Source organism: Roseibium limicola (genome assembly GCF_017313085.1).
In the GTDB taxonomy this organism is placed as follows: domain Bacteria; phylum Pseudomonadota; class Alphaproteobacteria; order Rhizobiales; family Stappiaceae; genus Roseibium; species Roseibium limicola.
Genome location: NZ_JAFLNF010000004.1, coordinates 257006 through 282697, shown reverse-complemented (window position 1 = coordinate 282697; position 25692 = coordinate 257006). Strand labels below are relative to the sequence as shown.

The 25692-nt window shown below is 58.9% G+C and carries 22 protein-coding genes; 8 read left to right on the top strand and 14 right to left on the bottom strand.

Translation table 11 applies throughout. The features are described 5' to 3' along the window. Positions 1 to 161: 161 nt before the first annotated feature. The 3 genes from J0X15_RS11180 to J0X15_RS11170 all read left to right on the top strand — a co-directional run bounded on the left by J0X15_RS11180 (position 162) and on the right by J0X15_RS11170 (position 3979). The gene (locus tag J0X15_RS11180) at positions 162 to 875 is read left to right on the top strand and encodes a GntR family transcriptional regulator (RefSeq protein ID WP_206940676.1); all 714 of its coding nucleotides are present in this window, start codon (positions 162 to 164) and stop codon (positions 873 to 875) included. Positions 876 to 1136: 261 nt separating this feature from the next. Beyond that, positions 1137 to 2552: a glutamine synthetase family protein gene (locus J0X15_RS11175; RefSeq protein ID WP_206940675.1), complete on the top strand. Its 1416-nt coding sequence runs from the start codon at positions 1137 to 1139 to the stop codon at positions 2550 to 2552. A 35-nt stretch (positions 2553 to 2587) separates the two neighbouring features. Beyond that, positions 2588 to 3979 carry an aspartate aminotransferase family protein gene (locus J0X15_RS11170; RefSeq protein WP_206940674.1) on the top strand — a complete coding sequence of 464 codons (1392 nt, stop codon included), beginning with the start codon at positions 2588 to 2590 and terminating at the stop codon, positions 3977 to 3979. Between the two features lie 75 nt (positions 3980 to 4054). Here the strand turns inward: J0X15_RS11170 and J0X15_RS11165 are convergent, their stop codons facing one another. The 6 genes from J0X15_RS11165 to J0X15_RS11140 form a co-directional block, all read right to left on the bottom strand. Next, entirely contained in the window at positions 4055 to 4588 is a 534-nt protein-coding gene (locus tag J0X15_RS11165; protein WP_206940672.1) for a DUF934 domain-containing protein, read from the bottom strand. 120 nt (positions 4589 to 4708) lie between these two features. Continuing rightward, positions 4709 to 5470 (bottom strand): phosphoadenylyl-sulfate reductase, encoded by a 762-nt coding sequence (locus tag J0X15_RS11160; RefSeq protein ID WP_206940670.1) that lies wholly within the window; start codon positions 5468 to 5470, stop codon positions 4709 to 4711. Next, positions 5457 to 7115 (bottom strand): nitrite/sulfite reductase, encoded by a 1659-nt coding sequence (locus J0X15_RS11155; protein WP_206940668.1) that lies wholly within the window; start codon positions 7113 to 7115, stop codon positions 5457 to 5459. Before J0X15_RS11155 ends, J0X15_RS11160 begins: the two co-directional genes overlap by 14 nt. A 98-nt stretch (positions 7116 to 7213) precedes the next feature. Further along, positions 7214 to 7513 carry a DUF2849 domain-containing protein gene (locus tag J0X15_RS11150; RefSeq protein WP_206940666.1) on the bottom strand — a complete coding sequence of 100 codons (300 nt, stop codon included), beginning with the start codon at positions 7511 to 7513 and terminating at the stop codon, positions 7214 to 7216. An 11-nt stretch (positions 7514 to 7524) separates the two neighbouring features. Next, positions 7525 to 8970 (bottom strand): siroheme synthase CysG, encoded by a 1446-nt coding sequence (gene cysG, locus J0X15_RS11145; protein WP_206940664.1) that lies wholly within the window; start codon positions 8968 to 8970, stop codon positions 7525 to 7527. A gap of 212 nt (positions 8971 to 9182) precedes the next feature. Beyond that, on the bottom strand, positions 9183 to 10349 hold the full coding sequence (locus J0X15_RS11140) for an acetyl-CoA acetyltransferase (RefSeq protein WP_206940663.1): 1167 nt from the start codon (positions 10347 to 10349) through the stop codon (positions 9183 to 9185). Positions 10350 to 10856: 507 nt separating this feature from the next. Here J0X15_RS11140 and J0X15_RS11135 point away from each other — a divergent pair. Next, positions 10857 to 12524, top strand: a complete 1668-nt coding sequence (locus tag J0X15_RS11135; RefSeq protein ID WP_231710377.1) for an alpha-amylase family glycosyl hydrolase — start codon at positions 10857 to 10859, stop codon at positions 12522 to 12524. Between the two features lie 42 nt (positions 12525 to 12566). Here the strand turns inward: J0X15_RS11135 and J0X15_RS11130 are convergent, their stop codons facing one another. From J0X15_RS11130 to J0X15_RS11105, 6 genes are all read right to left on the bottom strand, one after another. Next, positions 12567 to 13628: an ABC transporter ATP-binding protein gene (locus tag J0X15_RS11130; RefSeq protein WP_206940661.1), complete on the bottom strand. Its 1062-nt coding sequence runs from the start codon at positions 13626 to 13628 to the stop codon at positions 12567 to 12569. 26 nt (positions 13629 to 13654) lie between these two features. After that, complete coding sequence (locus tag J0X15_RS11125; RefSeq protein ID WP_206940659.1) at positions 13655 to 14941, bottom strand: MGH1-like glycoside hydrolase domain-containing protein; 1287 nt, start codon at positions 14939 to 14941, stop codon at positions 13655 to 13657. A gap of 60 nt (positions 14942 to 15001) precedes the next feature. Continuing rightward, positions 15002 to 16228, bottom strand: coding sequence for a carbohydrate ABC transporter permease (locus J0X15_RS11120; protein WP_206940657.1), 1227 nt, complete (start codon positions 16226 to 16228; stop codon positions 15002 to 15004). Between the two features lies 1 nt (position 16229). Next, entirely contained in the window at positions 16230 to 17555 is a 1326-nt protein-coding gene (locus J0X15_RS11115) for a carbohydrate ABC transporter permease (protein WP_209015254.1), read from the bottom strand. 128 nt (positions 17556 to 17683) lie between these two features. Beyond that, a complete protein-coding gene (locus J0X15_RS11110; RefSeq protein WP_206940655.1) occupies positions 17684 to 19033 on the bottom strand; it encodes an ABC transporter substrate-binding protein in 1350 nt (449 codons plus the stop codon). Positions 19034 to 19070: 37 nt separating this feature from the next. After that, positions 19071 to 20150: a LacI family DNA-binding transcriptional regulator gene (locus J0X15_RS11105; protein WP_206940653.1), complete on the bottom strand. Its 1080-nt coding sequence runs from the start codon at positions 20148 to 20150 to the stop codon at positions 19071 to 19073. Between the two features lie 483 nt (positions 20151 to 20633). Here J0X15_RS11105 and J0X15_RS11100 point away from each other — a divergent pair, with 483 nt between their 5' ends. Beyond that, on the top strand, positions 20634 to 21413 hold the full coding sequence (locus tag J0X15_RS11100; protein WP_206940651.1) for a glycosyltransferase family 2 protein: 780 nt from the start codon (positions 20634 to 20636) through the stop codon (positions 21411 to 21413). Positions 21414 to 21465: 52 nt separating this feature from the next. Here J0X15_RS11100 and J0X15_RS11095 read toward each other — a convergent pair whose 3' ends face one another. Beyond that, complete coding sequence (locus J0X15_RS11095; RefSeq protein ID WP_206940649.1) at positions 21466 to 22665, bottom strand: HD domain-containing phosphohydrolase; 1200 nt, start codon at positions 22663 to 22665, stop codon at positions 21466 to 21468. 254 nt (positions 22666 to 22919) lie between these two features. On the opposite strand from J0X15_RS11095, the gene J0X15_RS11090 reads away from it, so the two are divergent. Both J0X15_RS11090 and J0X15_RS11085 read left to right on the top strand, forming a co-directional pair. Continuing rightward, positions 22920 to 24149: a BaiN/RdsA family NAD(P)/FAD-dependent oxidoreductase gene (locus tag J0X15_RS11090; protein WP_206940647.1), complete on the top strand. Its 1230-nt coding sequence runs from the start codon at positions 22920 to 22922 to the stop codon at positions 24147 to 24149. Next, positions 24146 to 24616: a YaiI/YqxD family protein gene (locus J0X15_RS11085; protein WP_206940645.1), complete on the top strand. Its 471-nt coding sequence runs from the start codon at positions 24146 to 24148 to the stop codon at positions 24614 to 24616. The genes J0X15_RS11090 and J0X15_RS11085 overlap by 4 nt, the downstream gene beginning before the upstream one ends. Before the next feature lie 58 nt (positions 24617 to 24674). Here J0X15_RS11085 and J0X15_RS11080 read toward each other — a convergent pair whose 3' ends face one another. Beyond that, a complete protein-coding gene (locus J0X15_RS11080; RefSeq protein ID WP_331461909.1) occupies positions 24675 to 25004 on the bottom strand; it encodes a BA14K family protein in 330 nt (109 codons plus the stop codon). Between the two features lie 416 nt (positions 25005 to 25420). On the opposite strand from J0X15_RS11080, the gene J0X15_RS11075 reads away from it, so the two are divergent. Further along, positions 25421 to 25633: a cold-shock protein gene (locus tag J0X15_RS11075; RefSeq protein WP_206940641.1), complete on the top strand. Its 213-nt coding sequence runs from the start codon at positions 25421 to 25423 to the stop codon at positions 25631 to 25633. Positions 25634 to 25692 lie beyond the last annotated feature (59 nt).

The window sequence follows — 25692 nt, the reverse complement described above, 5'->3', positions numbered from 1 at the left end:
AGACCACCTTTTGGAAGTAACGCTCAAATTACGGGCATGTCGCCAAGCTGATCAGGAGAGGCGTAGACAAAACCTGGCAAGAGCTGTCAAATATCCCCGATCGGCACGCCAAGCGCTCCATACCTGAGCCATTATGACGACAAGGATACTCAAGGACTGGAATGGAGAACCCTACGAAGCCGACCCCTGAAGCAGGCCCTGCCTCCCCAGACAAGCCGAGTGACACCCCAGGCCAGCGCGGTGCGACCCGAGCCCAAGTTGAACAGGCGATCCGGACATCGCTTCTAACCGGGCGTTTCATCCCCGGAAAAGCTGTCACACTGCGGGGCCTGGCAAGTGAACTCGGCGTCAGCCCGATGCCTGTTCGCGAGGTTATTCAACGTCTTGCTGCTGAACACGCCCTGGTGATCAAGCCCAATGGTCGGGTCCAGGTGCCGGAAATGAGCAGCGAACGCTTTGACGAGATCCTCAAAGCCCGCCTGCTGCTGGAACCGGAAGTGGCGGCCATGGCATTGCCGCACCTGTCTGCAAGTGACGCTGCGGAACTCCTCGACATAGACCTGGAAATCGACCGTTGCCTGGAAAGTGGCGATGCCGTGGGCTACATGCAGCTGAACCATCAGTTCCACTTCCGCATGTATCAAAAGTCCGGCTCGCAGATCCTGCTGCCGCTGGTGGAAAGCCTGTGGCTGCAGTTCGGGCCTTACATGCGCATGGTCTATGGTCGCGTCGGCACGGCGAATTTGGTCGACTGGCACAAGCAGTCCCTGAAAGCGATTGAAACCAGAGACGCCACAGCGTTGCGTCAGGCCATCGCCTCAGATATTTCCGACGGCATGGGCATGCTGGGTCGGGATTGCCTGCCCACCTTGTGAGTTCAGCCCCCTTTTCACATCGAATGATCCGGTCAAGACTGACCGGTCCCTGAAACTCGACCCTTGCATTTTTTGTGATCACAAATTATGCCTGAGCTTAAGTTGATAGGATGGCAACGTGGCGTGCGCCTCATAAAGCGCTTCCAGTCTCGAAAACCGCCCTATCGTTCATCGAAGCTGCAAGGGACTGGAAAAACTTGGCATACTGCGGCCCGAATCTACCGCGTCGTTCTGCCAGACCGCACAATATGGAGCCCCCCAGTGAGCACTGATTCCACTCCCAAGGAAAACGCCAACTCTTCTGACAATGTCGACAGCCTGCGAGGTGTCGACGCTGAGGATGCCGCCCGCTCCTGGCTGCATGCGCGCAACATCCATGACATTGAGTGCATCGTTCCAGATCTGGCCGGCGTTGCCCGTGGCAAGATGATGCCGACGGAGAAGTTCTTCTCCGGCCCGGTGATGACCATGCCCGCCTCTATTTTTGCCCAAACCATCTCCGGCAGCTATCCGGAAGACGATGAGCGGTTTCAGCACAACCCAATCGACGGAGATCTGTATTTCCGGGCCGACTATTCCACGTTGACCGTCGTGCCTTGGGAAACCGACCCGACCGCCCAGCTGATCCACGATGCCTACACCCGTGACGGGTCACCGGTGGAAACCGCACCTCGCAACGTGCTGAAGCGGATCCTCAAGCTGTATGAAGACAAGGGCTGGGAGCCGGTTGTCGCACCGGAAATCGAGTTCTATCTGGTCAAGCCGAACACCGATCCCGATTACCCGCTTGAGCGCCCCACCGGCCGCTCCGGGCGCCCGGAAGTGGGACGACAGTCCTATTCGATTTCCGCCCTGAACGAATTCGATGATCTTATCGATGACATCTACGACCTGTCGGAAAAGCAGGGACTGGAAATCGACACGATGATCCACGAGGAAGGCGCGGCGCAGATGGAAATCAACCTGCGTCACGGCAACCCGCTGGAGCTGGCCGATCAGGTTTTTCTGTTCAAGCGCACCATTCGTGAAGCTGCGCTGCGTCACGACATGTTCGCGACCTTCATGTCGAAGCCTATGTCAAACCAGCCAGGCTCGGCCATGCACATCCACCAGTCAGTGATCGACAAGCAGACGGGCAAGAACATCTTCTCCGATGCAGAAGGCAAAGAAACCCCGGCCTTCCTGTCGTTCATCGGCGGCCATCAGAAGTATCTGCCCTACGTAACGTCGATGATGGCGCCTTACGTGAACTCCTATCGGCGCTTTGCCCGCAGCTCGACAGCTCCGGTCAACGTCTACTGGGGCTATGACAACCGCACGGTCGGTCTACGCGTTCCCTACTCTGACCCGCAGGCGCGACGGTTGGAAAACCGCGTGCCCGGCTCGGATGCGAACCCGTATCTCGCCATCGCCGCCTCCCTTGCCTGCGGGTATCTGGGCATGATGGAAGAGCTGACGCCGGATGCCCCCCAGAGCGTGGATTGCAGTGACTTGCAAAAAGCTCTGCCGCGCGGATTGACCGATGCGCTCGCCCTGTTCGAGCGCAACGACGCGATGGTTCAGATCTTCGGCGAAAAGTTCGTCGCGACCTACCGGGCCATCAAATACGAAGAGTTTGAAACATTCATGTCCGTCATCAGTCCCTGGGAGCGGGAATACCTGCTTCTCAACGTCTGATCCGGAGCCACTTACCCGTCACCGGAGAAAGCCCCATGACCGCGGTGTCCAACATCTATCCAACTGCATCGCTCCAGGCGATTGATGCAGCTCACCACATCCATCCGTTCACGGACACCAAGGAGCTGAACGAGGAAGGCACCCGGATCATTACTCGTGCTGACGGCGTCTGGCTGACGGATTCCGACGGCAACCGGATCATGGACGGCATGGCGGGTCTGTGGTGCGTTCAGGTGGGGCATGGGCGGCCGGAGATTGCTGACGCCGTTCACAAGCAGATGAGCGAGCTGTCCTATTACAACACCTTCTTCAAGACGACCCACCCGCCTGTGGTGGCTCTGGCGGAGAAACTGGCACAGCTTGCTCCGCCGCACATGAACCATGTGTTCTTCTGCTCCTCGGGGTCCGAAGCAAACGACACCGTTTTTCGGATGGTGCGTCACTATTGGGCCCAGATGGGCAAGCCGGAGAAGCAGGTCATCATCGGCCGCTGGAATGGCTACCACGGCTCCACGGTGGCTGGCACCAGCCTCGGCGGCATGAAGGCCATGCACGAGCAAGGCAATATGCCGATACCGGGCGTTCATCACGTCGACCAGCCTTACTGGTTCGGTGAAGGCGGCGACATGAGCTCCGACGAATTCGGCATTCATGTCGCCCGCAAGCTGGTGCAGGCGATAGACGAGATCGGCGAAGACAAGGTTGCGGCCTTCATCGCCGAGCCTATCCAGGGCGCTGGCGGTGTCATCATCCCGCCGGAGACCTATTGGCCTGAAGTGAAGCGCATCCTGAAGGAGCGTGACATCTTGTTTGTCGCCGATGAAGTCATTTGCGGCTTCGGGCGCCTCGGCACCTGGTTCGGCTCAGAATACTTCGGGCTTGAGCCGGACCTGATGCCAATCGCCAAGGGACTGTCCTCCGGCTACCTGCCTATCGGTGGTGTTCTGGTGTCGGACCGTGTATGCGAAGGGCTGATCGACAAAGGCGGCGAGTTCTACCACGGCTACACCTACTCCGGTCACCCGGCGTGTGCTGCGGCGGCCCTGGCCAACCTGGAAATCATGGAAAGCGAAAACCTCATCGGCTACGTCGCCGATGATATCGGTCCCTATCTGCAGCAGCGCTGGAAAGCGCTCGGCGATCATCCACTCGTCGGCGAAGCACGGATGGTTGGCCTCATGGGCGCCATCGAGCTTGTTCCGAACAAGGGTGATCGGTCAGTCAAATTCGCGCATGAAGGCAGCGTCGGGACGATGTGCCGCGACCTCTCCTTCCAGAACGGCCTGGTGATGCGTGCCGTTCGCGACAGCATGATCATCTCTCCGCCGCTGGTGTTGAGCCACGAGGAAGCCGATCTTCTGGTCGCCACGACAAAGAAGACGCTGGATGCGACTTATAACGAACTGAAGCGGACTGGACAGGTCTAACCAGCATTGCCACACGCTGTAACAAACAAAAAGCCCACCACATTGGCGGGCTTTTTTTAATGCTGAATGCGCAGCTTATTCGGCTGCTTCCGGAGCGCCTGGCACGGGCTTGCGCGCCCAGGGACGCTCACCAGCCGGGAGCTCTTCAACGGCGTCGACCGGCTGGAGATAATTGGTCACCTCCGGCCACTCCCCTGCATCCAGTGCCTTCAGCATTTCCGGCTTGGAAATCTCGAAGCTGGTTACACCGCAGCGGCGCAACAGTGGCGCCTGATCCAGAATGTACTTGCCGATGGCGCGAATGTCGCCCTGATAATTCAACTGCTCGCGCAGAACACGGGCTGCCGAAAACCCTCGGCCGTCGGAGAATGCGGGAAAATCCACCGCGATGATCGCCAGCTTGTCCAGATGGTCGGCCAGCAGCTCCACATCCTCGCCAGCGGCGACCACCACAGCCAGACCGCGGTTGGAACCGGCGAAGCTGTTGGGCTCCTCCAGAAAGCGGCTCATGGGCAGCAGGACATTTCCGGTCTCTGGAAGATCATCTTCAAGACCAATATGAGCCCATTCCTCGTCGCGGAAAGCGCCGTTTGCAAAAATCTTCGTCATCTTTTCTTTCGCGTCCGTATCGCGTCCTTGCCGAAACCAATTGCCCGTTCCCTCTCGGACCGGCATGCGGCACATGTGTCTTAAAGCCTGACCGATGGGAGGCCAAGGTGTCGGCTGGAATTAAATCCCGCTGCCATCCACTTCGCGCCCATGGCTGGCGATGTGGATGCCGCACTCGGTCTTCTCCTGGCCGCGCCAGCGACCGGAGCGCGGATCCTCGCCTGGTTCCACCTTGGAAGTACATGGCATGCACCCAATGGACGGATACCCCTGTGCCACCAGCGGATGTGCCGGCAGATCGTGATCGCGGGAATAATCCAGAATGTCCTGGGCCGACCAATCCGCCAACGGATTGACCTTCACCCGACCGTCTTCAATCTCGAAGATGTCGAGCTTCGCGCGGGTTCTGCTTTGAAACCGCTTGCGACCGGAAATCCACGCGCCAAAGCCTTCCAGCGCCCGCTCCAGCGGAACCACCTTGCGGATATGGCAGCAGGCATCGGTGTCGGTCATCCAGAGCATGCCTGCAGGGTCCTCTTTCGAGAGATCCTCACGTGCCGGCTTTTCAGACAGTACGTTCGTCAACCCGAAGGTCTCCGCTAGCAGATCGCGATAGCGCAGCGTGTCGGGAAACAGTTTGTTGGTATCGACCATCACAACTGGCGTCGCGGGATCTACCTGGGCCATCAAATGCAACAGCACAGCCGAATCCGCGCCGAAACTGGAGACCATGGCGATATCGCCAACAAAGCCTTCCGTCAGGGCAAAGCGCAGGATGTCGAGGGCAGACTGGCCCTCGAACCGCGCGTTCAACGCCGCAACCCTGGCAACCGCCGGATCCGGTTTCTGCTCATTAGCCCGAAGGGCTTCAGCTAATGCCATAGAGTGCCTCCTTGAAAGGCTCCTCCCCGACGCGCCGATAGGCATCCAGGAAGGTTTCTTCCTTGCCAGCCCGCAGGCCGAGATAGGTGTCCACCAAAGTTTCGATTGCATCGACAACCTTTTCCGAGGAGAAGCCGCGACCCACGATCTTGCCGATGGAGGACTTTTCGTCTGCCGAACCACCCAGGGTGATCTGGTAGAATTCCTCGCCCTTTTTCTCCAGGCCGAGAATGCCGATGTGACCGACGTGGTGATGACCACAGGCGTTGATGCAGCCGGAAATCTTGATTTTCAGCTCGCCAACTTCCGCCTGACGATCCGCATTGCCGAAGCGCTCGGAAATTTCCTGAGCGACCGGAATGGAGCGTGCCGTTGCGAGAGCGCAGTAATCCATGCCCGGGCAAGCGATGATATCGGTGATCAGACCGGCGTTGCCCTCGGCCATGCCATGAGCAACCAACGTGTCGAAGATCGCCGGGACGTCCTTCAAGGCAACATGCGGCAGGATGACATTCTGCTCATGCGAAATGCGGATTTCGTCGTGGGCGAAACGCTCTGCCAGATCGGCAATCACATCCATCTGCACATCCGTCGCATCGCCTGGAATTCCGCCAATCGGCTTCATCGATATGGTGATGCTGGTGTGACCGGGAACCCGGTGCGGGTTCAGGTTGTGCGCACAGAACTGGGCGAACGCCGCATCCGATGCCTTGCGGTCCTCAAGGCCCTTGTCATCGACCTCCAGCACTTCCAGCGGGGGCGGTGCGAAATAGGCCTCGATGCGCCGCACTTCCTCATCGGGAAGACGCAGAACGCCGTGGCGGATCTTGTCGAACTCAGCCTCGATATCAGCCTTGAGTTCCTCCAGACCGGTCTCGTGCACCAGGATCTTGATGCGGGCCTTGTACTTGTTGTCGCGACGACCGTAGCGGTTGTAAACGCGCAGGATCGCTTCCGAATAGGCCAGCAGGTCCTCTTCCGGCAGGAAGTCACGCACCTTGCGGCCGATCATCGGCGTACGGCCTAGACCACCACCAACAAACACGACAAAGCCGATGTTGCCATCTTCGCCACGGGCCAGCTGCAGACCGATGTCATGCACCTGCACGGCGGCACGGTCGTGCGGCGCGCCGGTGATGGCGATCTTGAACTTGCGCGGCAGGAACGAGAATTCCGGATGCAGCGACGACCACTGACGCAGGATCTCGGCATAGGGACGCGGATCGGCGATCTCGTCGGCAGCAGCGCCGGCGAAATGGTCTGCGGTCACATTGCGGATGCAGTTGCCCGAAGTCTGAATGGCATGCATTTCAACTTCGGCCAGCTCTTCAAGAATAGCCGGAGTATCTTCCAGCTTCGGCCAGTTGAACTGAATGTTCTGCCGGGTGGTGAAGTGGCCGTAGCTCTTGTCATACTTGCGGGAGATATCGGCCAGCTTGCGCATCTGACGCCCATTCAGCGTGCCATAAGGAATGGCAACACGCAGCATGTAGGCATGCAGCTGCAGGTACAGGCCGTTCATCAAGCGAAGCGGCTTGAACTCGTCTTCCGACAGCTCACCAGCCAGACGGCGACGCACCTGATCGGTGAACTGCGCGGTGCGCTGGTTGACGAAATCCTGATCGAACTCATCGTAGCGGTACATCTCAAATCCTCTCCGCTCGGGCGCTGCCTGCGCGTGGGCGCGGCGCTGCCCTCATTGGTATCTGTTTCGCGTCTCGCGGGTGTGCCCTGGGCAGGGTCTCACACCAGTGTTGGACGTGCCTGCTTGCCAAGGTGCGGGTGCGTCGTCGGACCGGCTGCCCGAATAAGCTCGCGAAGGCGCACCGGAACGACCCGGCCATCCTCTTCCTTGACGTCGATTTCATACGCATCGACCATCACCTGCTCATCCAGCGACTTCTTGGCCAAGGCCATCGCGTCTGCGACATCGTTCTTTTCGTGCAGGATTTTGGCGAGCGAAAGCAGCTCGACCCAGGATCCGTTTTCCCCCATCCAGACGACTTCTCCGTCCAGCAGGCGGTTTCCAGTGATAACCTTCATTGCCTCTCTCCTCAGGCAGCAAAATTACGTTTCAAGGCCGCTGCCGAGATAGGCTCGGCGGCAGCCAGACTTGCGTGGGCGACTGCGTCTCCAATCACCATCAGCACAGGTCCATCGATATCGTCACGCTCACTCAGCAGGCGCAGGTCCTGCAGGCTGCCCAGGAACTGACGTTCCTCAGCGCGGGCAGCATTTTCGATTATTGCGACCGGTGTGTGCGGCTTCATGCCGGCTGCAATCAAACGGGTCGAGACGGCAGCAGCCACGCTGCGGCCCATGTACACTGCGACTGTTGAACCTTTGAGAGCCAGCCCGGCCCACTCCGGCAGGGTTTCGGACTTGGCATTGTGGCCCGTGGCAAACACCAGCGTGGAAGCCACACCGCGCAGGGTCAGCGGCAATTGCGCCGAAGCGGCTGCTGCAAAGGCGGCGGTGACGCCTGGAACGACCTCGAAATCGATGCCCGCGCTCCGCAGGGCATCCATTTCCTCGGCAGCACGGCCGAAGATCATCGGATCGCCGGATTTCAGCCGGACCACTTTCAGACCCGCCTGACCAAGTTCAACCAGCTTTTCACAAATCTCCTTTTGGGAGACCGAATGCTTGCCTTTGCGCTTGCCGACAGAAACGCGCTGCGCATCCCGACGCCCCATGGCGACCACAGCAGCGGGCACCAGAGCGTCATGCACGATCACATCGGCCTCTTGCAAAAGGCGTTGCGCCCGCAAGGTCAAGAGATCTTCAGCTCCCGGACCAGCCCCGACCAGCCAGACATAACCATTTTCTTCTGTCGCGCCATTCAACAGTCGCTGTGCTTCCTGGCGTGCGCCGGCAAGGTCGCCGGCGTAGGCACGGGTAGACACCGGACCGGAAAAGAACTTCGCCCAGAACCGACGCCGCGCTGCGCCATCCGGGATCAGATTGGCTGCTGCATCCCGCAGGCTTTCGGCCAAACGGGCCAGATCGCCCGTCGAGCGCGGCAGCATGGTTTCGATACGCGCCCGAATGTGACGGGCCAGAACCGGACCGACGCCCGTCGATGTGATTGCCACGGCTATCGGCGCCCGATTGACCAGAGCGCCTGTGTAAAACTGGCAGAGATGCGGCTTATCGACAGCATTGGCAGGCACCCCCATGATCCGCGCAGCTTCGACAACAGCCCGATCGAGTGCGTCATCCTCACGGGCACTGAAGACCAGCACAGCGCCATTCAGGTGGGTTGGGCGAAAGTTCTCGGCAACATGGACGGCGCCGACTTCGTCGATCACCTCGGCAAGTTCAGGCTCGATATCCCGCGAAATGACTTCGATCAGTGCATTGGTTTCGCCCAGCAGACGCACCTTCGCAGCGGCCTCGCCGCCATGACCGACCACACAGACGCGCTCACCCGCGACCTTGAAAAAGGTCGGGAAGACATCCAGTCGGGTCCTTGGGTTGCCACGCTTGCGCGAAGTCATCAGGCCTCTCCGCCTACTTGGAATTGTTCCAACCCAATGTAGCGGTTTCGCCAGCGTTTCTGCGGGCACGGGTTTTCAAAGAAGCTCGTAAAAGGAGAAAAGGTTTCCTCAGCCGCCGAGTGCGAGGAAACAGCAGGCTTTTCAGCCCAGAAACTCAAGAACACCACGAAAATGGCGGCAGAGCATGCACCGCCGCCATTCCTGTGTGGATGCTACTTCATCGCCTGCAAAATAGAGACGTAGTTTGCCACGGCAGCACCACCCATGTTGAAGATGCCGCCAAGCTCGGCGTTTTTCACCTGGATGTCACCAGCTTCCCCCGCCAGCTGCATGGCGGTCAGAACATGCATGGAGACGCCAGTGGCCCCGACAGGATGGCCCTTGGCCTTCAGGCCGCCGGACGGATTGACCGGCAACTTGCCATCCGGGTGGGTCCACCCTTCCAGAATGGCACGGGCGCCATCGCCCTCCCCGGTCAGGCCCATGGCTTCATATTCGATCAGTTCAGCGATGGTGAAACAGTCGTGTGTCTCGACAAAGGACAGGTCTTCCAACGCCAGTCCGGAATCGCCCAGTGCCTGACCCCAGGCCCGTGAACACCCTTCGAATTTCAGGATGTCACGCTTCGACATCGGCAGGAAATCCTGCACATGCGCCATGCCACGGAAGGCAATCGCCTTCTTCATGCCCAAAGCGATGGTCGCGTCGGTCAACACGAGAGCTGCGGCGCCATCAGAGACCAGCGAGCAATCGGTTCTCTTCAGCGGGCCGGCGACAAACGGGTTTTTCTCGCCCTCGTTGCGGCAGAAATCGAAGCCCAGATCCTTGCGCATCTGCGCCAGTGGATTGGCTGCGCCGTTCTTGTGGTTTTTCGCCGCGATATGGGCCAAGGCGTCAGACTGATCGCCGTACTTCTGGAAGTAGCTCTCGGCAATCTGGCCAAAGACACCAGCGAACCCAGCCGGAATGTCCCCCTCTTCCGCCAGATAGGATGCCTTCAAAAGGTTCTTGCCGATCTCCGGCCCCGGTGTCGTCGTCATCTGTTCAACACCGACAACCAGCACGACCGACGCGTCACCGGCTTCAATTGCCCGAACGCCCTGATGGACGGCAGCTGACCCGGTGGCACAGGCATTTTCCACCCGCGTAGCCGGCTTAAACCGCAAGTCGGGATTGGCCTGCAAGACCAGCGACGCGGTGAAATCCTGCGCCGAGAAGCCGCCGTTGAAATGGCCGAGAACGATCTCATCGACGTCTTCTGCTGCGATGCCCGCATCTTCCAAGGCTGCGTTTGTCACCTTGACGATCATGCTCTCGACAGTTTCGTCGCCGTGTTTGCCAAACGGCAGATGAGACCAGCCTACGATTGCTGTTGCCATGATGCTTCCTCCAAATCCGGCCGACCTCCCGCCGACCTCTATCAAGACCAGAAACTACGCCGCCAACAGTGGGAAGAAAAGGCTTTGTCTTCGCACACGCAGCAAACCTCAGAATGCGGTCGGGTTCATTGAAAAATGCTGCCGGTTCGGCTCAAATAATCGTCATATGACTTACGCTGTTCCTTCATGCGCCTGTCACTTGAAAGGCGGATAATCCGTAGCGTTACATCAAGTCGTTTTTCGATATTTTTCAGATTTTCCGGCCAATTCCGCTCGAGCGGGATTGGCCTTTTTATTTGACCATCAGTTTTTGCGAAAAGTGCGTCCCTTCCGTCGATGAGACACTCTTCTGATGCCAGATGAAACTCCTCAGTGTGGTTTTTCTTGACGCCTTGCACTGAAGCAGCTAGCGATTCAAAGCGCTTTGAAACTCACTTTTCTAGGTTCACCTCCCGGCACGGCCGCAGTCATTGGCGAGAGGACGACACATCAACCGGAAAGACACTCATGTCGGATATGCTGCCCCACCCATCAGACACAGCCTATCCCGCAGCCTCCGGCGACACCGACTGGTGGCGCGGCGCGGTGATTTATCAGATCTACCCGCGCTCTTTTCAGGACAGCAACGGCGACGGCATCGGCGACCTGCCGGGCATCACCCGCCGCCTCGACTATATTGCCGGTCTTGGGGTGGACGCGATCTGGCTTTCGCCTTTTTTCACGTCGCCGATGGCCGACTTCGGCTACGATGTCTCCGACTACCGGGATGTCGACCCGATGTTCGGCACGCTGGACGACTTCAAGGCCATGGTCGCAAAGGCCAAGAGCCTCGGGCTCAAAGTCCTCATCGATCTGGTGATCTCTCACACTTCCGACCAGCACGCCTGGTTCAAGGAAAGCCGCTCTTCCAGATCAAACCCCAAGGCTGACTGGTATGTCTGGGCGCAGTCCAAGCCGGAGGGGTCGCCGCCCAACAACTGGCTGTCGATCTTCGGCGGTTCCGCCTGGGAGTGGGATGGCGTACGCGGCCAGTATTACCTGCATAACTTCCTGACCAGCCAACCGGACCTGAACTTCCACAATAAAGAGGTTCAGACGGCGGTTCTCGATGTCGCCCGCTTCTGGCTCGATCTGGGTGTGGAAGGCTTCCGGCTGGATACAGTCAACTTCTACTTCCACGATCAGGAATTGCGGGACAATCCGCCACGTCCACCGAACGTGCCTATCACCGGCGTCGATCCGTCGAACCCTTACTCCTTCCAACATCACCTTTTTGACAAGACGCGACCTGAAAACCTGGCGTTTCTGGAACGCTTGCGCCGCCTCGCCGACGCCTATCCCGGCACAACATTGGTCGGCGAGATTGGCGCAGACCGGGACGTGATCGGTACGACAGCAGCCTATACAGTCAAGGACAAGCGGCTGCACATGGCCTACAGTTTCGACCTGCTGACAGAAGACAATTCGCCCGCTTACCTGCGCCAGACAATAGAGGCGATGGAAGCCGAGCTTGGCGATGGCTGGCCAAGCTGGGCGCTATCGAACCACGACGTTACCCGGGTTGCCACGCGCTGGGGGCAGGGCCGTGATCTCCGCCGCTTCGCACCTCTGGCCACGGCTCTTGTCACCTGCCTGCGCGGAACGCCCTGCATCTATCAGGGCGAAGAGCTGGGGCTGGAAGAAGCCGATGTGCCTTTCGAGCTACTGCAGGATCCCTATGGCATTCGCTTCTGGCCGAAATTCAAGGGCCGCGATGGGTGCCGAACGCCAATGCCGTGGGATGCTGACGCGGCACATGCCGGCTTTACGGAAGGAACGCCGTGGCTGCCGGTGCCTCAGGCGCATCATATGGTTGGGGTCTCGGCGCAGAGTGGCGACGGCACCTCAGTACTGGAGCGGACGCGCAGCTTTTTGACATGGCGCAAGCAACAGCCGCCACTGCAAAAGGGTAGCATTCGCTTTGTTGATGCGCCGGAGGGAATGTTTGCGTTGCTGCGTCACTTCGAAGACCGGGCAATCCTCTGCGTCTTCAACATGACCTCAGACAGCACGAGCTTTACACCAGACATCGGCGCATTGACGCTGCTTTCAGGTAGTGGTTTCGGTGGAACCCTTGACGGAGCCACCCTCAAAATTCACGGGCTCGATGCAGCCTTCGCCGAAGTGGAAGCGTAAAGCAGGAACCGGCACTAGCCCGTCCAGCAAGGCAGTCCGGACTTAAGCCCGGATTGCCTTGTCGTTTTCATCGAAGAAATGCAGACGGCTTTCGTCGAAGGACAGCCCAATGCGACTTCCCTCGGCAATCTCTTCACTGCCATCGATCCGCACAAGCATCGCCTCCAGCCCGTCCACGCCAACGTAGAGATAGGTGTCGGCGCCAAGATACTCGGCAACATCCACCGTTGCATCCAGATGACCTGCGCCAGGCGCCACAACCTTGATGTGTTCCGGGCGGATACCGAGTTTCGTCGGGATGCTTGCAGTCGAGGCATACGGATAGACGCCGGAGCCCTTGCCTTGCAGGTCAAAGCGATCTCCCGTCGCAGTACAAGGCAGAACATTCATCTTTGGCGAACCGATGAACTGGGCAACGAAGAGGTTGTCCGGCTTTTCGTACAGCGCACGCGGGGAGCCTACCTGCTCGATATTGCCGGCCTGTAACACCACGATCTTGTCGGCAAGGGTCATCGCCTCGACCTGGTCGTGGGTGACGTAGATCATCGTTGTGCCCAAAGCCTTGTGCAAACGGGCGATCTCAAACCGCATCTCCACCCGCAGGGCCGCATCGAGGTTCGACAGCGGCTCATCGAACAGGAAGGCGGCCGGTTCGCGCACGATGGCCCGGCCGATGGCGACGCGCTGACGCTGACCGCCCGAAAGCGCTTTTGGGCGACGATCGAGATAGTCGTCGAGCTTCAGAACTTCAGCCGCCCGCCCCACTTTCTCATCAATATCCGCCTTTGGCATTCCCGCTGTCTTCAGCGCAAATCCGACGTTTTCGCGCACACTCATATGCGGGTAGAGCGCGTAGGACTGGAACACCATCGACAAGCCACGCCCTGAGGGTGGCTCGGCGGTCACATCCTTGCCGTCAATCTCCACCACACCACGGCTGGTTTCCTCCAGCCCGGAAATCAGCCGCAAAAGCGTGGACTTGCCGCAGCCGGACGGGCCTACGAAAATCACGAACTCGCCATCGGCGACGTCCAGATCAATCCCCTTGATGACCTGAAGTTCGCCAAACCACTTTTCGATGCCCGAAAGACGGATCGCTCCCATAACCCTAAACCCCGTTTCTTGTGTCTTTAGGCCGCTTCGACGGCATGTGTTGGCGATACCCAGGCAAGCCAGACAGCAGCTGTCCAGGAAAACGAGCGTCCGCCTGCCCCCGTGCCGTCAATTGGGCTGAAATATTCGGCGAACCCGCTTTTTGCGACGAGATTGGCGGTGTCCTGCCGAACGCGTTCCGCACGCAAGGTGTCGCCTTGTTCCCGCAGACCACGTGCAATCATGTAGTTGACCACCGCCCAGACCGGGCCACGCCAGTAGCGCATGTGCTCAAAGCCTTCATAATCCGGGTCATACGAAGGCACCATGTAGGTGACCTTGCCGGCAATCCGGTCAAAATGGTTGCGCATAGGGTCCAGCACCTTCGGATCGGAGATGCCGGCAAACGGCGCCAGAAAAGCAGCGCTGGAGACGCCCGCACCGAAAACGCCGCTGCGCAGGTTCTTGGTGGTGTAGGCCTGAACCGTCTCGTTCCATAGACTGGCAACGCCACGCTCAAGCTGGGCAATCCAGCCCTGGATCTCGACACGCTCGCGTTGAAAGCCGAGGCGTTCCGCCAGAGCCAGCAAATCGCGGTTGGCGCGCAGCAGGATCATGGTGATTGCCGGATCCGCCACGAGGAACGGACTGTTTTCGACAACCTTGTGCGGATCCCAACCGACTGCCCGTCCAGACTGAAGGATCGCCATATAGCGATCATAATCCTGCTTCAGCGGCCGCATGGAGGCATCGACGTGGGTCGTGTCCTTGCGCTCGTAGGCATCAATCCGGCTGACATCGACCAGCGACAAAGGCTCGTCCCAGTCCGGCAGATTGTCGCGCCCGGATTCCCAAGGGTGGATGATCGCAACGCTGCCTTCACCCGACGGGTCGCGGTAGGTCGCCCACCAGCGATGAAAGGCCATCAGCTTGGGAAACAGACCCTTGGCGCGTTCAGCATTTTCGTCGGCGGGCGCTTTTTCAAACATGTCCCGCACGGCGATTGCAGCGACCGGTGGCTGTGAATGGCCGGAGGTCGGAAAGGGCTCGTGACTGGTCTGCCAGACACTCGGTCCGGGAAAATAACCAGGGTCATTTTTGCGAAACAGAATGTGCGGCACCATGCCGTCGGTCCATTGGCCCTCGAACAAGGTTTCCAGCTCGCGCCAGGCCCGATCAAGATCGAACGTCGCAAAGCCAAGCGCTACGAAAACGGAATCCCAGTTCCACTGATAGGGATAAAGCCCCTTGGTGGGGACCGTATATCCGCCAAGATCATTGCCGATCAGGATGTCATGGGCCGCTCGTTTCAGACTGGCTCCCATTGTGTGAATACTCCTGTGTGTTCCAACCGCCTTGCGAGCGGTTTGTGCGTGTATCCGCGCTCAGCCTTTGACGCTGCCAGCGGTCAGGCCCTGCACCAGGAAGCGCTCAAACCACAGAAAGATGACCAGAACGGGAACCGTTGCGATCACGGCGCCCGCCATCAGATGCTGACGGGGCACTTCCGAGGAATTCAACGCGACGATGCCGCGGGAAAGGGTGAAAATGTCCGGATCGTCAAGGAACATGAAAGCAAAGAGAAATTCATTCCAGGCGATCATGAAGACATAAAGCGAGACTGAGGCCAGTGCCGGCAAGGACAGTGGCAGGGTGATTTTCAGAATAACGCCGATACGGCTCAGGCCATCCATCAGACCGGCCTCTTCAAGCTCGGCAGGAAGCCCGCGAAAATAGCCCTGCAGCATATACAGTGCGACCGGAATGGTCGTTGCAGGATAGACGATCAGCAGACCCGTCAGGCTGTTGCGCAGTCCCAACTGCGAGAAGACGGTATAAAGCGGGATCACCAGAACAATCGCCGGCACCATGTAGATCAGCAGCACGGAGCGCGACAGCATCGCCCGGCCTGGAAACCGCAGGCGGGAAACCGCATAGGCCCCCGGCACTGAAAACAGCAACGTCAGGATGACCGTGGCCACCGAGACGACCGTCGACACCAGCAGGTAAGTGCCAAAGTCGTACTGTGTGAACAGCTCGACGTAAGACCGGAACAATCCGGCGATGCCTTGACCAATGTCGATGGAGAGGTCCAGCGGATTGGCGAGTAGGGCCTGCTGGCTTTTCAGCGACGTCATCACCATCACATAGAACGGCAGCGCGACGATGATCGTGAAGAAGACAAAGCCGATCCCCTTCAGCACGCGGATCAGGACGACCTCCTGATCATAACGCCGCATGGCCCCCAGCGCGATGCCGCGCAGACAAGCAGCGTTTGCATACATCATGGCGCCCAAAGACAGGACCAGCGCCACGGCCTGCCAGACCGGCATGACACTCAGCGGCAGGCTGAAAGGCATGGCCATGGTCAGTACCATCAAGACGATAAAGGCGATGAAGAAACCGGTCAACGATGACTGGCTGCGCGCCGATGAGCCTTTGACGCTCCAAACAAGCCACAAGGCCTGTAAAGCGCCAGCGATGGCCGCAGCCCCCACAGCAGGGACAGCGACCTGACCGGTGACCAACGTCAGTGTGACCCCGGTGACCAGCATCGAGACGGCCCCCCAGACAGCACCACACGCCAAGGCAATCAGAATACAGGCAAGCATCTCAGAGGCCCTCCTCTTTCGGTGAGAAGGTCAAGAACAGCGTGGCAAAGGCAACCAGCACCACGAAGACCACCACAGCCACGGCGGCACCCGCCCCCAGGTTCGACAAGGCGAAGCCCTGCTCATAGACATCGACAGTCAGTGTCCGCGTTCCGGCATTGCCGCCGGTGAGCAGGAAGATGTCGTCGAACTTGTTGAAGGTCCAGATGAAGCGCAACAGGAAGAGCACAGACAGGATCCCCATCAATTGCGGCAGGGAGATGTACCAGAACTGCTGCAGCGGCGTGGCGCCGTCCATTTCAGCTGCCTCATAGACATCCGTGTTCATTGACTGCATGCGTGCCAGAATGAAGAGGAAAGACAGCGGAAAGTAGCGCCAGGCTTCAAACGCAATAACGGTGCTGAGCGCCAGGGGAAACTCGATGGTCAGACCGAAAAGCGACAGATCAAGAGAGCGCTGACCGAAGAAGTTGATGGCCTGATCGGCCACGCCCATCTTTGTCACAAGGGCATTGACCGTGCCGGAGAACGGATCGAACAGCACCAGCCAGGTGAAGGCCACGGCAATAACCGGCGAGACGTAGGGAAAGAGAAAGAGGCCGCGCAGAAATCCGCGCCCCTTGAAGCTGGTATGCAGAAGTTGAGCGGCAAACAGGCCCATCACCAGCGCTCCGCCGGTGCCGAAAATCGTGTAGTAGAATGTGACCCGCAACACGCTCCAGAACTCGTCATTGTCAAAGACGCGGGCGAAATTTTCCAGCGTGAAGTCGAAGTTGGTCAGGATGTTGTCAGCGTCTCCCGAGACCACCGCTGCGTGAATGTCCTCAGGGTCTTCCGTGTCGAGAAATGCCTGATCGACGGTTCCCTCGACCTTCAGCCGCTCGCGCCATTTGCCCGGTACGGTCCCAAGATCACAGGACAGAAGATCGTCGGTTAGCGTGCAGACCTCGGGCACGCTGGTGACCGAAAATCCGTCCGGGATCCGATCTTCGAGCATCACTGCCCGAATCTCCTTGTCCTGGGTCGAGTTTCTCAGGCGGTATTCCAGCGTTGCAGCGTCACCGGGGTTTTCCGGACCGCCGCGCACACGTTCATTGATCAGCACCGAAGGCGGTCGTAGATCAGCCAGCCCGACCGGTTTCACACTGATCCAGAAGTTTGCAAGCAGCGGGCCCAGGACGATGGCCAGCACGATCAGAAAGGTCGGCGCCAGCATGAGATAGGCCAAGCGCGATTCACGTCGCTGCATTGGCCCGATCCCCTTGGGAGGGCGCGGGCGGTCATCCTCGTCCTGAGCGGCAGGCAGTTTGGCACTGATGTCCGACATGTCTTGATCTACTTGAAGCTTGAACTCGGAAAGAACGCACCAGAACATCCACCGACTTCAGTTAAGTCTGCCCCGGCAACCGGAAGGCAACAGGGGGTCGCCTTCCGGGAAATGCTAATCGTCCGTACTTACTGGATTTCCGCCAGTTGCTCGTTCAAGGCCGCAACAGTGGCCTTGGCGTCCCGCTCGCCGTCGATGAATTCACGCACCAATCGGTTGAGGGTCTGACTGTTGATGATCTTGGAAGCCAGCGACAGCTGCCCTTCTTCGACACCCCAGCGGCTAGCTGTTTCCAGCCCTTCAACGATGGAGTTGATGGTGACTTCGTCATAAAGCTCACCAAGTGGCGCCTTGCGATCGACGCCAACAGGCAGCTCAGCCCAACCCTTGACGAACTTGGTTGCATCATCAGCATTGCCGCGACGGATCGGGAATTTGCCTTCCGGTGCGATGGACAGGGTGGTCAGGTAGCCTTCGTCCATGGAGAACTTGACGAACTCCATCGCGGCATCCGTGTCGGCGTCATTGGTGATGCCGAAGTAGCGAATGTCACCCCAGGCAGCACCGTCCGGATTGGACGGACCGGAGAAGGTTGTGACCACACCTGTCATGCCGGCAAGCGCGGCAGAGGTCGGATCGTCGTTGATCGTCGGCGGAGCACTGTCACGCAGCCCGGCCAGTTCATCGAGAATAAACGGCGACCAGATGATCATCGCGGCCTTGCCGGCAAAGTAGACTTCGCGAGACTGTTTCCAGAACAGATCACCTGGAGGCGAGGCGTCGGCAATGGTCTTGTAGAACTCAAGCGCCTCGACGGTCTTGGTCTCATCCAGCGGCAGGAAACCGTCCGGACCAACCGGCGTGATGCCGTTGGCGAGAAGAACATGTTCCAGCACCTGGCTCATGAAGTTTTCGTCGATCTTGGTTGCCGCGACAAAGCCGAACATTTCCGGCGGATTGTGCAGCTTTTCGACGGCGGCTTCGATGGCCGCGTAAGTCGTCGGCGCTTCCAGGCCATTCTCTTCGAACAGATCCTTGCGGTAAACGATCATCTGCGTCCATCCGTCGGACGGAACCGAAGCGACCTCCCCGTCCACCGTCGACATGTTGACGGCTCCCGGCGCAAAGGTGTCTGTGCCCAGCGCTTCCATGACGTCAGCAGCAGCTTCCGTGTCGAGAATGCCGGCTTCGCTCCACGGTCCGACATACTGTAGCGTGTGATAGATCACATCCGGCAGATCACCGGCTGCGAAGGCTGCCGTGGCACGGGTTCCGAGATCCTTTTCGGTAACCGGTATGACATCAACGTCGATGCCGGTCTTTTCCTTGAATGCCGCTGCCATTTCCTCCTGTTTGGCAAGGCGCTCTGGCTGTTCTTCAATGGTCCAGAACCGCAAGGTTTCGGCATTGGCTCCCCCCAGGCCAAGCGCCAGCGCGCATGCCATGGTTGTTGCTGCAATCAGCTTCCTCCCGAACATTTCCAACTCCTTTGCTAAAAATAAAATGGTTGTTACGTCAGTGTCGTAGAAAAGCCGCCAGTTCTTGCGGCGTACGGGCCGGAGGTCCATCGGACCCTCGGCGCACGAGTGTTGCGCTCACCAGTCTCTGGGTCGGCGGCGCCAAAGGCTTTTCAATCTCGGCAATCAACATGCTGGCAATGCTGCCGCCAGCCTCCTGCGCTGATTGAGAAAATGTCGTCAGTGGCGGATCAAGATAGGCGCCGACCGGCAGTCCGTCGTAGCCGATGATGGTCACGTCCTTGCCAACAGTGAGCCCCATCACTCCACATTGACGCATGGCGCCGATGGCCTGCGCATCCGTTGCGCAGAGGATCGCCGTCGGGGGCAAAGCTGCAGCCAGAAGCTGACTTGCCCCCAAGGCTCCCCCCTCTTCCGTCAGCGGTTGTTCAACTTCCAGCTCATCAGACAGGACCAACCCGTGTCGCACCACGCTCTTCCGGTAGCCATCCAGGCGCTGACAGGCGAAATTCAGGTCGATCGGCCCGCTGATCATACCGATGCGGCTGTGACCCAGATCCGCGACATGTTCGACGCCCTCGACGAATGCCTTCTCGTTGTCGACATCCAGCCAGGAATAGGCCTCCGCATTGCGCGTCCGTCCCAAAGCGACGAAGGGAAACTTACGGGCAAGCAGGAAATTCACCCGTGGGTCATCAACCTCCGTCCGGGTGAGAATAAATCCATCCACCTTGCGTCGTGCCATCAACCGCTCATGCGCCTGCACGATATCCTGCGCCGAATGGGCCGTGGAGATCAGCAGATCGAGGTTCAGATCGTCCAAAGCCCGGGCGATGCCATCAATGAACTCAGCCAGAAACGGATCAGCGCCGCGGCCACGCCCGAGCGGCATGACCAGCCCGATGGTGTCCTGACGTCCCCGCTTCAGGCTGCGGGCAGTGGAGGACGGATGATAACCCAGCTCTTCGACAGCCTTGAGAATGCGCTCGCGGGTCGCCGCTGAAATGTCGGTGTAATTGTTCAAAACGCGCGAGACCGTTCCCTTCGCGACACCGACGTGACGCGCAACATCAGATATCGTCACCGATGCCCGCTCCTTGTCCTGGGTGTCACTCATGAAAACGCTCTCTCCGTATTCCGCATTCAGGCACCGAAACAAAGCAGACCTGCCTGCTCTTGAGGCAGGTCCTTGCATCAACAGCCGTGGTGCTTTTCCTGACCAACCGAACCCGTTTGACGTTTGGCACAACGGGAGGCGATTTGGTCAGAACGCGAAAAAATCCAAAAATCCTGTCAAAACAACTTACAAAATCGGTTTCGAGAGTCAACAAAATCGGTTTTGGCAATGCAGCATCATCCGCGTAGCAGGGCCTCAAAGCCACTGCTACCGACATGAGGGCAGGCAGAAACCTGCCAAAATTTCAGGCGCGGCACTGCGCAATTGTTTTTCACGGCACGGAGCCTCTTGAGCCCTTTCCCGACCTGCCATTCCCGTTCTCGCAGCACGTGCTTTTCGAAGTCCGACGCCTGACAGGCCCCTTCGATCCTGCTAGAACCCAGTCACTTCATCCCGATTAAATGCAGCTCCGGATCCCCCTCCATGCCCCTTCCCCTGTCCGTCTTCATAATCGCCAAGGATGAGGCTGACCGCATTGGCCGGGCCATAGCCAGTGTGCACGAGTGGGCGGATGAAGTGATCGTCATCGACAGCGGCTCCACCGACGGAACCCAGGACATTGCCGCAGAGCTCGGGGCAACGGTGATCTTCAACCCCTGGCCCGGATATGGCCCGCAGAAACGCTTCGGCGAAGACCAGTGCCGCAACGACTGGTTGCTCAACATCGATGCGGATGAGGAAGTCACACCGGAGTTGCGCTCAGAGATCGAGGCACTGTTTGCTGACAACCAGCATCTGAAAGCCGACAACTGGCGGATCATGATCCGGGATGTCTTCGCGCATGAAGACACTCCTGCTGACTGGGCCTATGGCTATCACCAGATCCGTCTCTATGATCGGAGAAAAGGGCGGTTTTCAGCTTCCACCGTGCATGACACGGTGCGGCCGCAGACAGGCACGCGCAGCGCCGATCTACAGCACCCGATGGCCCATCGCTCCATCCGCAGCCTGGAATTTCAGGTCGGCAAGTACAATCGCTATTCGGACATGCAAGTCGCCGACATGCAGGCGCGAGGCCGCAAGCTGCCGCGCAGCCGTCTGTTGAGCGAGTTCCCCCTGGCGTTCCTGAAGGCGTATATCATCCGACGCTATTGCCGATACGGTTGGTGGGGGCTCGTCTTATCGGTGAACTACGCCCACGCCCGATTTCTACGGGTCGCCAAAGCCTATGAGGCGGAGCTTCTGGACAAACGGCGACCGTGAGGCTGAGCACGCCCAGTCGCGCGCTCACTTCAACACACCCTCATGCAATCACTCACGCACTGAGGGGTTCCGCCTGCTTTTGAGCCGCCGGCTGGCGATGCACTCTGATCGGCTGCCTGATGCCTGCCACATGATTGTAGTGATCGAGCCGGCGAATGGTGGTACCGGTCAGCTCGTGCCCGCGTGACAAGACCAGTTCATGCGTCCCGTCTGTGAGCACATCATCAACCAGGACATCGCCAGGACGCAGGGCTCGAATATGACAGAGAGTAACCTTGTCATCGCCCTCCTCTTTCTTCTGTTCCTTCAGAAGAACCTGGCGTGCCACCTCAAGAAGTTCCGGGTCATACTGGCGATGATTGATTTGAAGCGCTTCGAAGGCAGCGGCATCCACGCCGTTTTCAGGGCTGGCGTACCAAAGATCGGTCAGCAGCTTCAGTATGCGGGCATTCAACGGGATATCCCGCCCGCTCGGCCCGTCCTCCGGAAACCCGGATCCATCGAAGCCACGGCCTGAGCAATAGATGGCCTCTGCGACCTTTTCCAGCTGCGGGATATTGTTCAGGAGATCACGGGTCTGCCGCGGGGCCGTGGCCAGGATGGCCCGCTGCTGATCCGTAAGGGTTTTCGCCGATCTGTAGCGTGACAGGATTTCCTTGGGGAGCAAGGCTTCGCCCAAGGGTGAAAACATCACCGCCATCTCCAGTTCCCATGTCCGTTTCAGCCCAAGCTTGCGGGCCATCGTAACGGCTTGCGGTCGAATGACGTGGGTCCGGCGAAAGGCTTCCGCATGGAACAAGCTCAACATGTCGATCAACAGCTTGACGGAGCCACCAATCGTTTTCTCCAAAGTCATCCGATCATTGTGCAGACGTGCGTGGTGTCCGACACCGGCTTCAATACCGGCAACCAGATCCGTTTGGGAGCAGGGTTTGCTGATGAACATGAAGACGCCAACTTCATTCACAGCACGTTTGAGCGTATCCAGGGACTTATCCGCTGTCAGCAGAATCCGTGCGGCCATAGGCGCCAGCGACTGAGAGGCCAGGAGAAAGCCAAAGCCACCCCGACCAGGCAAATTCATACAGGAAACCACAACCGCCACACCTGGATGATCTTTTAGATACTTCAGCGCGCTTTCCGGTTCCTCATAAGTGGTGACTGCATACCTTCCCTCAAACAAGCGCGTAAAGGCCTGCAGCACCTTTGGATCGTCATCTACGACGACAATGGTCTTTGAAGGTTGGGCCATACAGCGCCTCCTTATCCTGTTTATGAGCTTTCCCTTCTGCGACGAGACAAAAGCATCGGAAAGACACGTTGACCGCAGAGGAAACCTCGAGCTTTATTCATTTTGCAGAATTCTAGTCATAAAATACCCTATCAAGACCCTAACAATTTTAAGTAAGTTCACTTTAATCCCGCACCCCCTTGCGAATATTACTTACTAAACAGCAATATGAGGTTCCCCCTTTGAATAATCCGGTTTCCGGCTATAAGGGCCCCATGTTAGATATCTTGATAATTGGCGCCGGCCCAGCGGGCTTGATGGCTGCTGACAGACTGTCTTCCCAAGGGCTTTCGGTTTGTCTGGTGGACCAGATGCCTTCTGTTGCCCGAAAATTCCTGATGGCAGGTCGCGGCGGTTTGAACCTGACCCATAGCGAGCCGCTCGATCAGCTCCTGACGCGCTACCGCGAGGCTGAGCCCCGACTGGCACCGATGATCCGGTCGTTCACCCCTGACGATCTGCGGGCCTGGTGCACAGAGCTGGGTCAGGAGACCTTTGTCGGCAGCAGCGGCCGGATTTTCCCGACGGCCATGAAAGCCTCACCGCTTCTGCGTGCCCTTCTGGCGCGACTGAGCAGCCGGGGCGTCGAGGTGCGCCTGCGCACCAAACTGGTCGATCTGCCGGCCAGTGGCGGAGCGACTGTGAAGACGGCGGAGGGCGCAACTGAGACCATCCCCGCCCGCGCCATTCTACTGGCGCTGGGCGGAGCAAGCTGGCCGAGGCTCGGCAGTGACGCAGACTGGGTCTCGCTGCTGAGCCAGGTCGGCGTAGCGCAACGCAGACTTCGCCCCGCCAATTGCGGCTTTTACATCAATTGGTCCGCCATCTTGAAAGACCGCTTTGCCGGCACACCGCTGAAGCGCGTCCAGCTGAGCCTGGGCGACGTAAGCCACAAGGGAGAAGCGGTCATTTCCGAACGCGGGCTGGAAGGCGGTGTGGTCTATGCCCTTTCGGCCGAAATTCGGGACGCTATCGAAGCCAAGGGCGATGTCACGCTGCATGTCGACCTGCGGCCCGACCTCACGGCCGAAGCGCTGCATCAGCGGCTGGAAGCGGGGCCCGGCAAGCAGTCCATGGCGACTTTCCTGAAAAAACGAGCCGGCCTGACGAGCGCCGAGGCCAGTCTTTTACGTGAGACGGGCGACGCGCTGCCGCGCGACCCGGACGCCCTGGCGCGGCTGATCAAGGCCCTGCCGCTGGTGACCCACAGCCCCTATCCAATTGACCGCGCCATCTCCAGCGCCGGTGGCGTTTCCATGGACGAGCTGACCGATGGCCTGATGGTGCAGATGCGGCCGGGTCTGTTCCTGGCCGGTGAAATGCTGGATTGGGAAGCGCCAACAGGAGGTTATTTGCTACAGGCATGCTTCGCAACAGGGTACCGGGCGGCTGAGGGGATTAGCCAGTACTTGAACCAGCCGACAGCAACGGAAGCTGCCACATGACAAAACTCTACGTCGATGCAGATGCCTGTCCCGTCAAGGCAGAGGCCATTCGCGTCGGTGAACGCTATGATGTGCCTGTCATCATGGTATCGAATGCGTTTTTCCGCCTGCCCGAAAGCCATGTGGTGGAACGGGTCGTGGTGCCTGAAGGGCCGGATCAGGCCGACGACTGGATTGCCGAACGGGCCACAGCTGGCGACCTGGTGGTGACCGCAGATGTCCCACTGGCATCTCGCTGCGTGAAAACCGGTGCGCTGGTGATTTCTCCCAATGGCAAGCCGTTTGCGGAAGCTGCCATGGGCATGCGCCTCGCTGTCCGCGATCTCAATACGCAGCTGCGCGAGATTGGCGCAATCAAGGAAAGCGGACCACCGTTTTCAAAGACCGACCGCTCCCGCTTTCTCAATCAGCTGGATCCCCTGATGCGTCGGGCAATCAAGATCTCCGAAGACCAAAAAGAAGCCTGAGCTCCCCCGGATACGTCACCCGGAGGAGGTCAGGCTGGTCTGCGCGCCCGCGCTGCTCTTAACGGCAGAAGCGATGATTGCCTGAATAGGCCACAAAGTATCCCGTGTTCGGATTGAAAGACCGGTATTTGGCCGAACAGTAGCGGTACCAAGCCCGCGTCCAGGGCTCCGGACGATGGCGATAGCGCGGCGCCGGGGCGATATAGACCGGCGCCGGCGCAGTGTAGCGTGGCTGGCTCAGAACACTTCCGACGAATGCTCCGGCAACGAAGCCGCCAACAGCTGCAGCCCCTGCGTTGCCGGCCTGCGCCGGCTGAACATTCGCTATTGTAGCAACACTGGCCACAACAACAGCTGTGACGGCGACGGCTTTTGCAAATTTCCTGATCATGATGACTTCCTCCTCTTCAGAGGCTGCCCACGTCATGTGACAGTTGGGAAAGGCGACCTCTTTGCGATGAAGTGACGTTACGTCTTTCGGCGCAAACCCGCTGTGACCCGGGTCACAGTTCATCGGTTTGGCGATCGCTCGGGATTTTTGCCTCATGCGACTTCAAGTGGCTAGAAAGTGGGCGTCACCCGGTTAAGCTGAGACTTGTAAATAAAAAAGTTCCCGCCTATCTTTCCCGCTATCGGCAGCGTCTGCCGAGCGGGACACGAAATAGACCCGGCGAAGATTGTTTTCGGTTCGTGTTTTACGAACTCTGAATTGCGAAGCTTTTCCGTATCTACTTGACTGCTCGTTCCAGGCAATCCTTGGAGAAGCGCTTCGAGGAGATGCCGCAAACTACGGAAAGGTTTCCCATGCGCCAGACAGGCACTATCAAATTCTTCAATTACGACCGTGGCTTTGGCTTCATCACGCCGGAAGATGGCAGCAAGGACGTTTTTGTTCATGTCACCGCTTTTGAGCAGGCTGGTCTTCCGGCTCCGGAAGAAGGGGCAAAGATCTCCTTCATCGCCGAAGACGACCGTCGCGGACGCGGCAAGCAGGCAGCACAGCTCGAGCAGGTCTAAGTCTCTCTTTCGAGATTGAGCATCGTGGAAGCGCCGGCCCTTGGGCCGGCGCTTTTGTG

Excerpts from the sequence above, each read along its gene's own strand:
- J0X15_RS11135 (WP_231710377.1), top strand. The coding sequence starts at position 10,857 with ATGTCGGATATGCTGCCCCACCCATCAGACACAGCCTATCCCGCAGCC.
- J0X15_RS11090 (WP_206940647.1), top strand. The coding sequence starts at position 22,920 with ATGTTAGATATCTTGATAATTGGCGCCGGCCCAGCGGGCTTGATGGCT.
- J0X15_RS11095 (WP_206940649.1), bottom strand. The coding sequence starts at position 22,665 with ATGGCCCAACCTTCAAAGACCATTGTCGTCGTAGATGACGATCCAAAG.
- J0X15_RS11160 (WP_206940670.1), bottom strand. The coding sequence starts at position 5,470 with ATGGCATTAGCTGAAGCCCTTCGGGCTAATGAGCAGAAACCGGATCCG.
- J0X15_RS11105 (WP_206940653.1), bottom strand. The coding sequence starts at position 20,150 with ATGAGTGACACCCAGGACAAGGAGCGGGCATCGGTGACGATATCTGAT.
- J0X15_RS11125 (WP_206940659.1), bottom strand. The coding sequence starts at position 14,941 with ATGGGAGCCAGTCTGAAACGAGCGGCCCATGACATCCTGATCGGCAAT.
- J0X15_RS11115 (WP_209015254.1), bottom strand. The coding sequence starts at position 17,555 with ATGTCGGACATCAGTGCCAAACTGCCTGCCGCTCAGGACGAGGATGAC.
- J0X15_RS11075 (WP_206940641.1), top strand. The coding sequence starts at position 25,421 with ATGCGCCAGACAGGCACTATCAAATTCTTCAATTACGACCGTGGCTTT.
- J0X15_RS11110 (WP_206940655.1), bottom strand. The coding sequence starts at position 19,033 with ATGTTCGGGAGGAAGCTGATTGCAGCAACAACCATGGCATGCGCGCTG.
- J0X15_RS11120 (WP_206940657.1), bottom strand. The coding sequence starts at position 16,228 with ATGCTTGCCTGTATTCTGATTGCCTTGGCGTGTGGTGCTGTCTGGGGG.
- J0X15_RS11180 (WP_206940676.1), top strand. The coding sequence starts at position 162 with ATGGAGAACCCTACGAAGCCGACCCCTGAAGCAGGCCCTGCCTCCCCA.
- J0X15_RS11140 (WP_206940663.1), bottom strand. The coding sequence starts at position 10,349 with ATGGCAACAGCAATCGTAGGCTGGTCTCATCTGCCGTTTGGCAAACAC.
- cysG (WP_206940664.1), bottom strand. The coding sequence starts at position 8,970 with ATGACTTCGCGCAAGCGTGGCAACCCAAGGACCCGACTGGATGTCTTC.
- J0X15_RS11085 (WP_206940645.1), top strand. The coding sequence starts at position 24,146 with ATGACAAAACTCTACGTCGATGCAGATGCCTGTCCCGTCAAGGCAGAG.
- J0X15_RS11155 (WP_206940668.1), bottom strand. The coding sequence starts at position 7,115 with ATGTACCGCTACGATGAGTTCGATCAGGATTTCGTCAACCAGCGCACC.
- J0X15_RS11170 (WP_206940674.1), top strand. The coding sequence starts at position 2,588 with ATGACCGCGGTGTCCAACATCTATCCAACTGCATCGCTCCAGGCGATT.
- J0X15_RS11100 (WP_206940651.1), top strand. The coding sequence starts at position 20,634 with ATGCCCCTTCCCCTGTCCGTCTTCATAATCGCCAAGGATGAGGCTGAC.
- J0X15_RS11130 (WP_206940661.1), bottom strand. The coding sequence starts at position 13,628 with ATGGGAGCGATCCGTCTTTCGGGCATCGAAAAGTGGTTTGGCGAACTT.
- J0X15_RS11150 (WP_206940666.1), bottom strand. The coding sequence starts at position 7,513 with ATGAAGGTTATCACTGGAAACCGCCTGCTGGACGGAGAAGTCGTCTGG.
- J0X15_RS11165 (WP_206940672.1), bottom strand. The coding sequence starts at position 4,588 with ATGACGAAGATTTTTGCAAACGGCGCTTTCCGCGACGAGGAATGGGCT.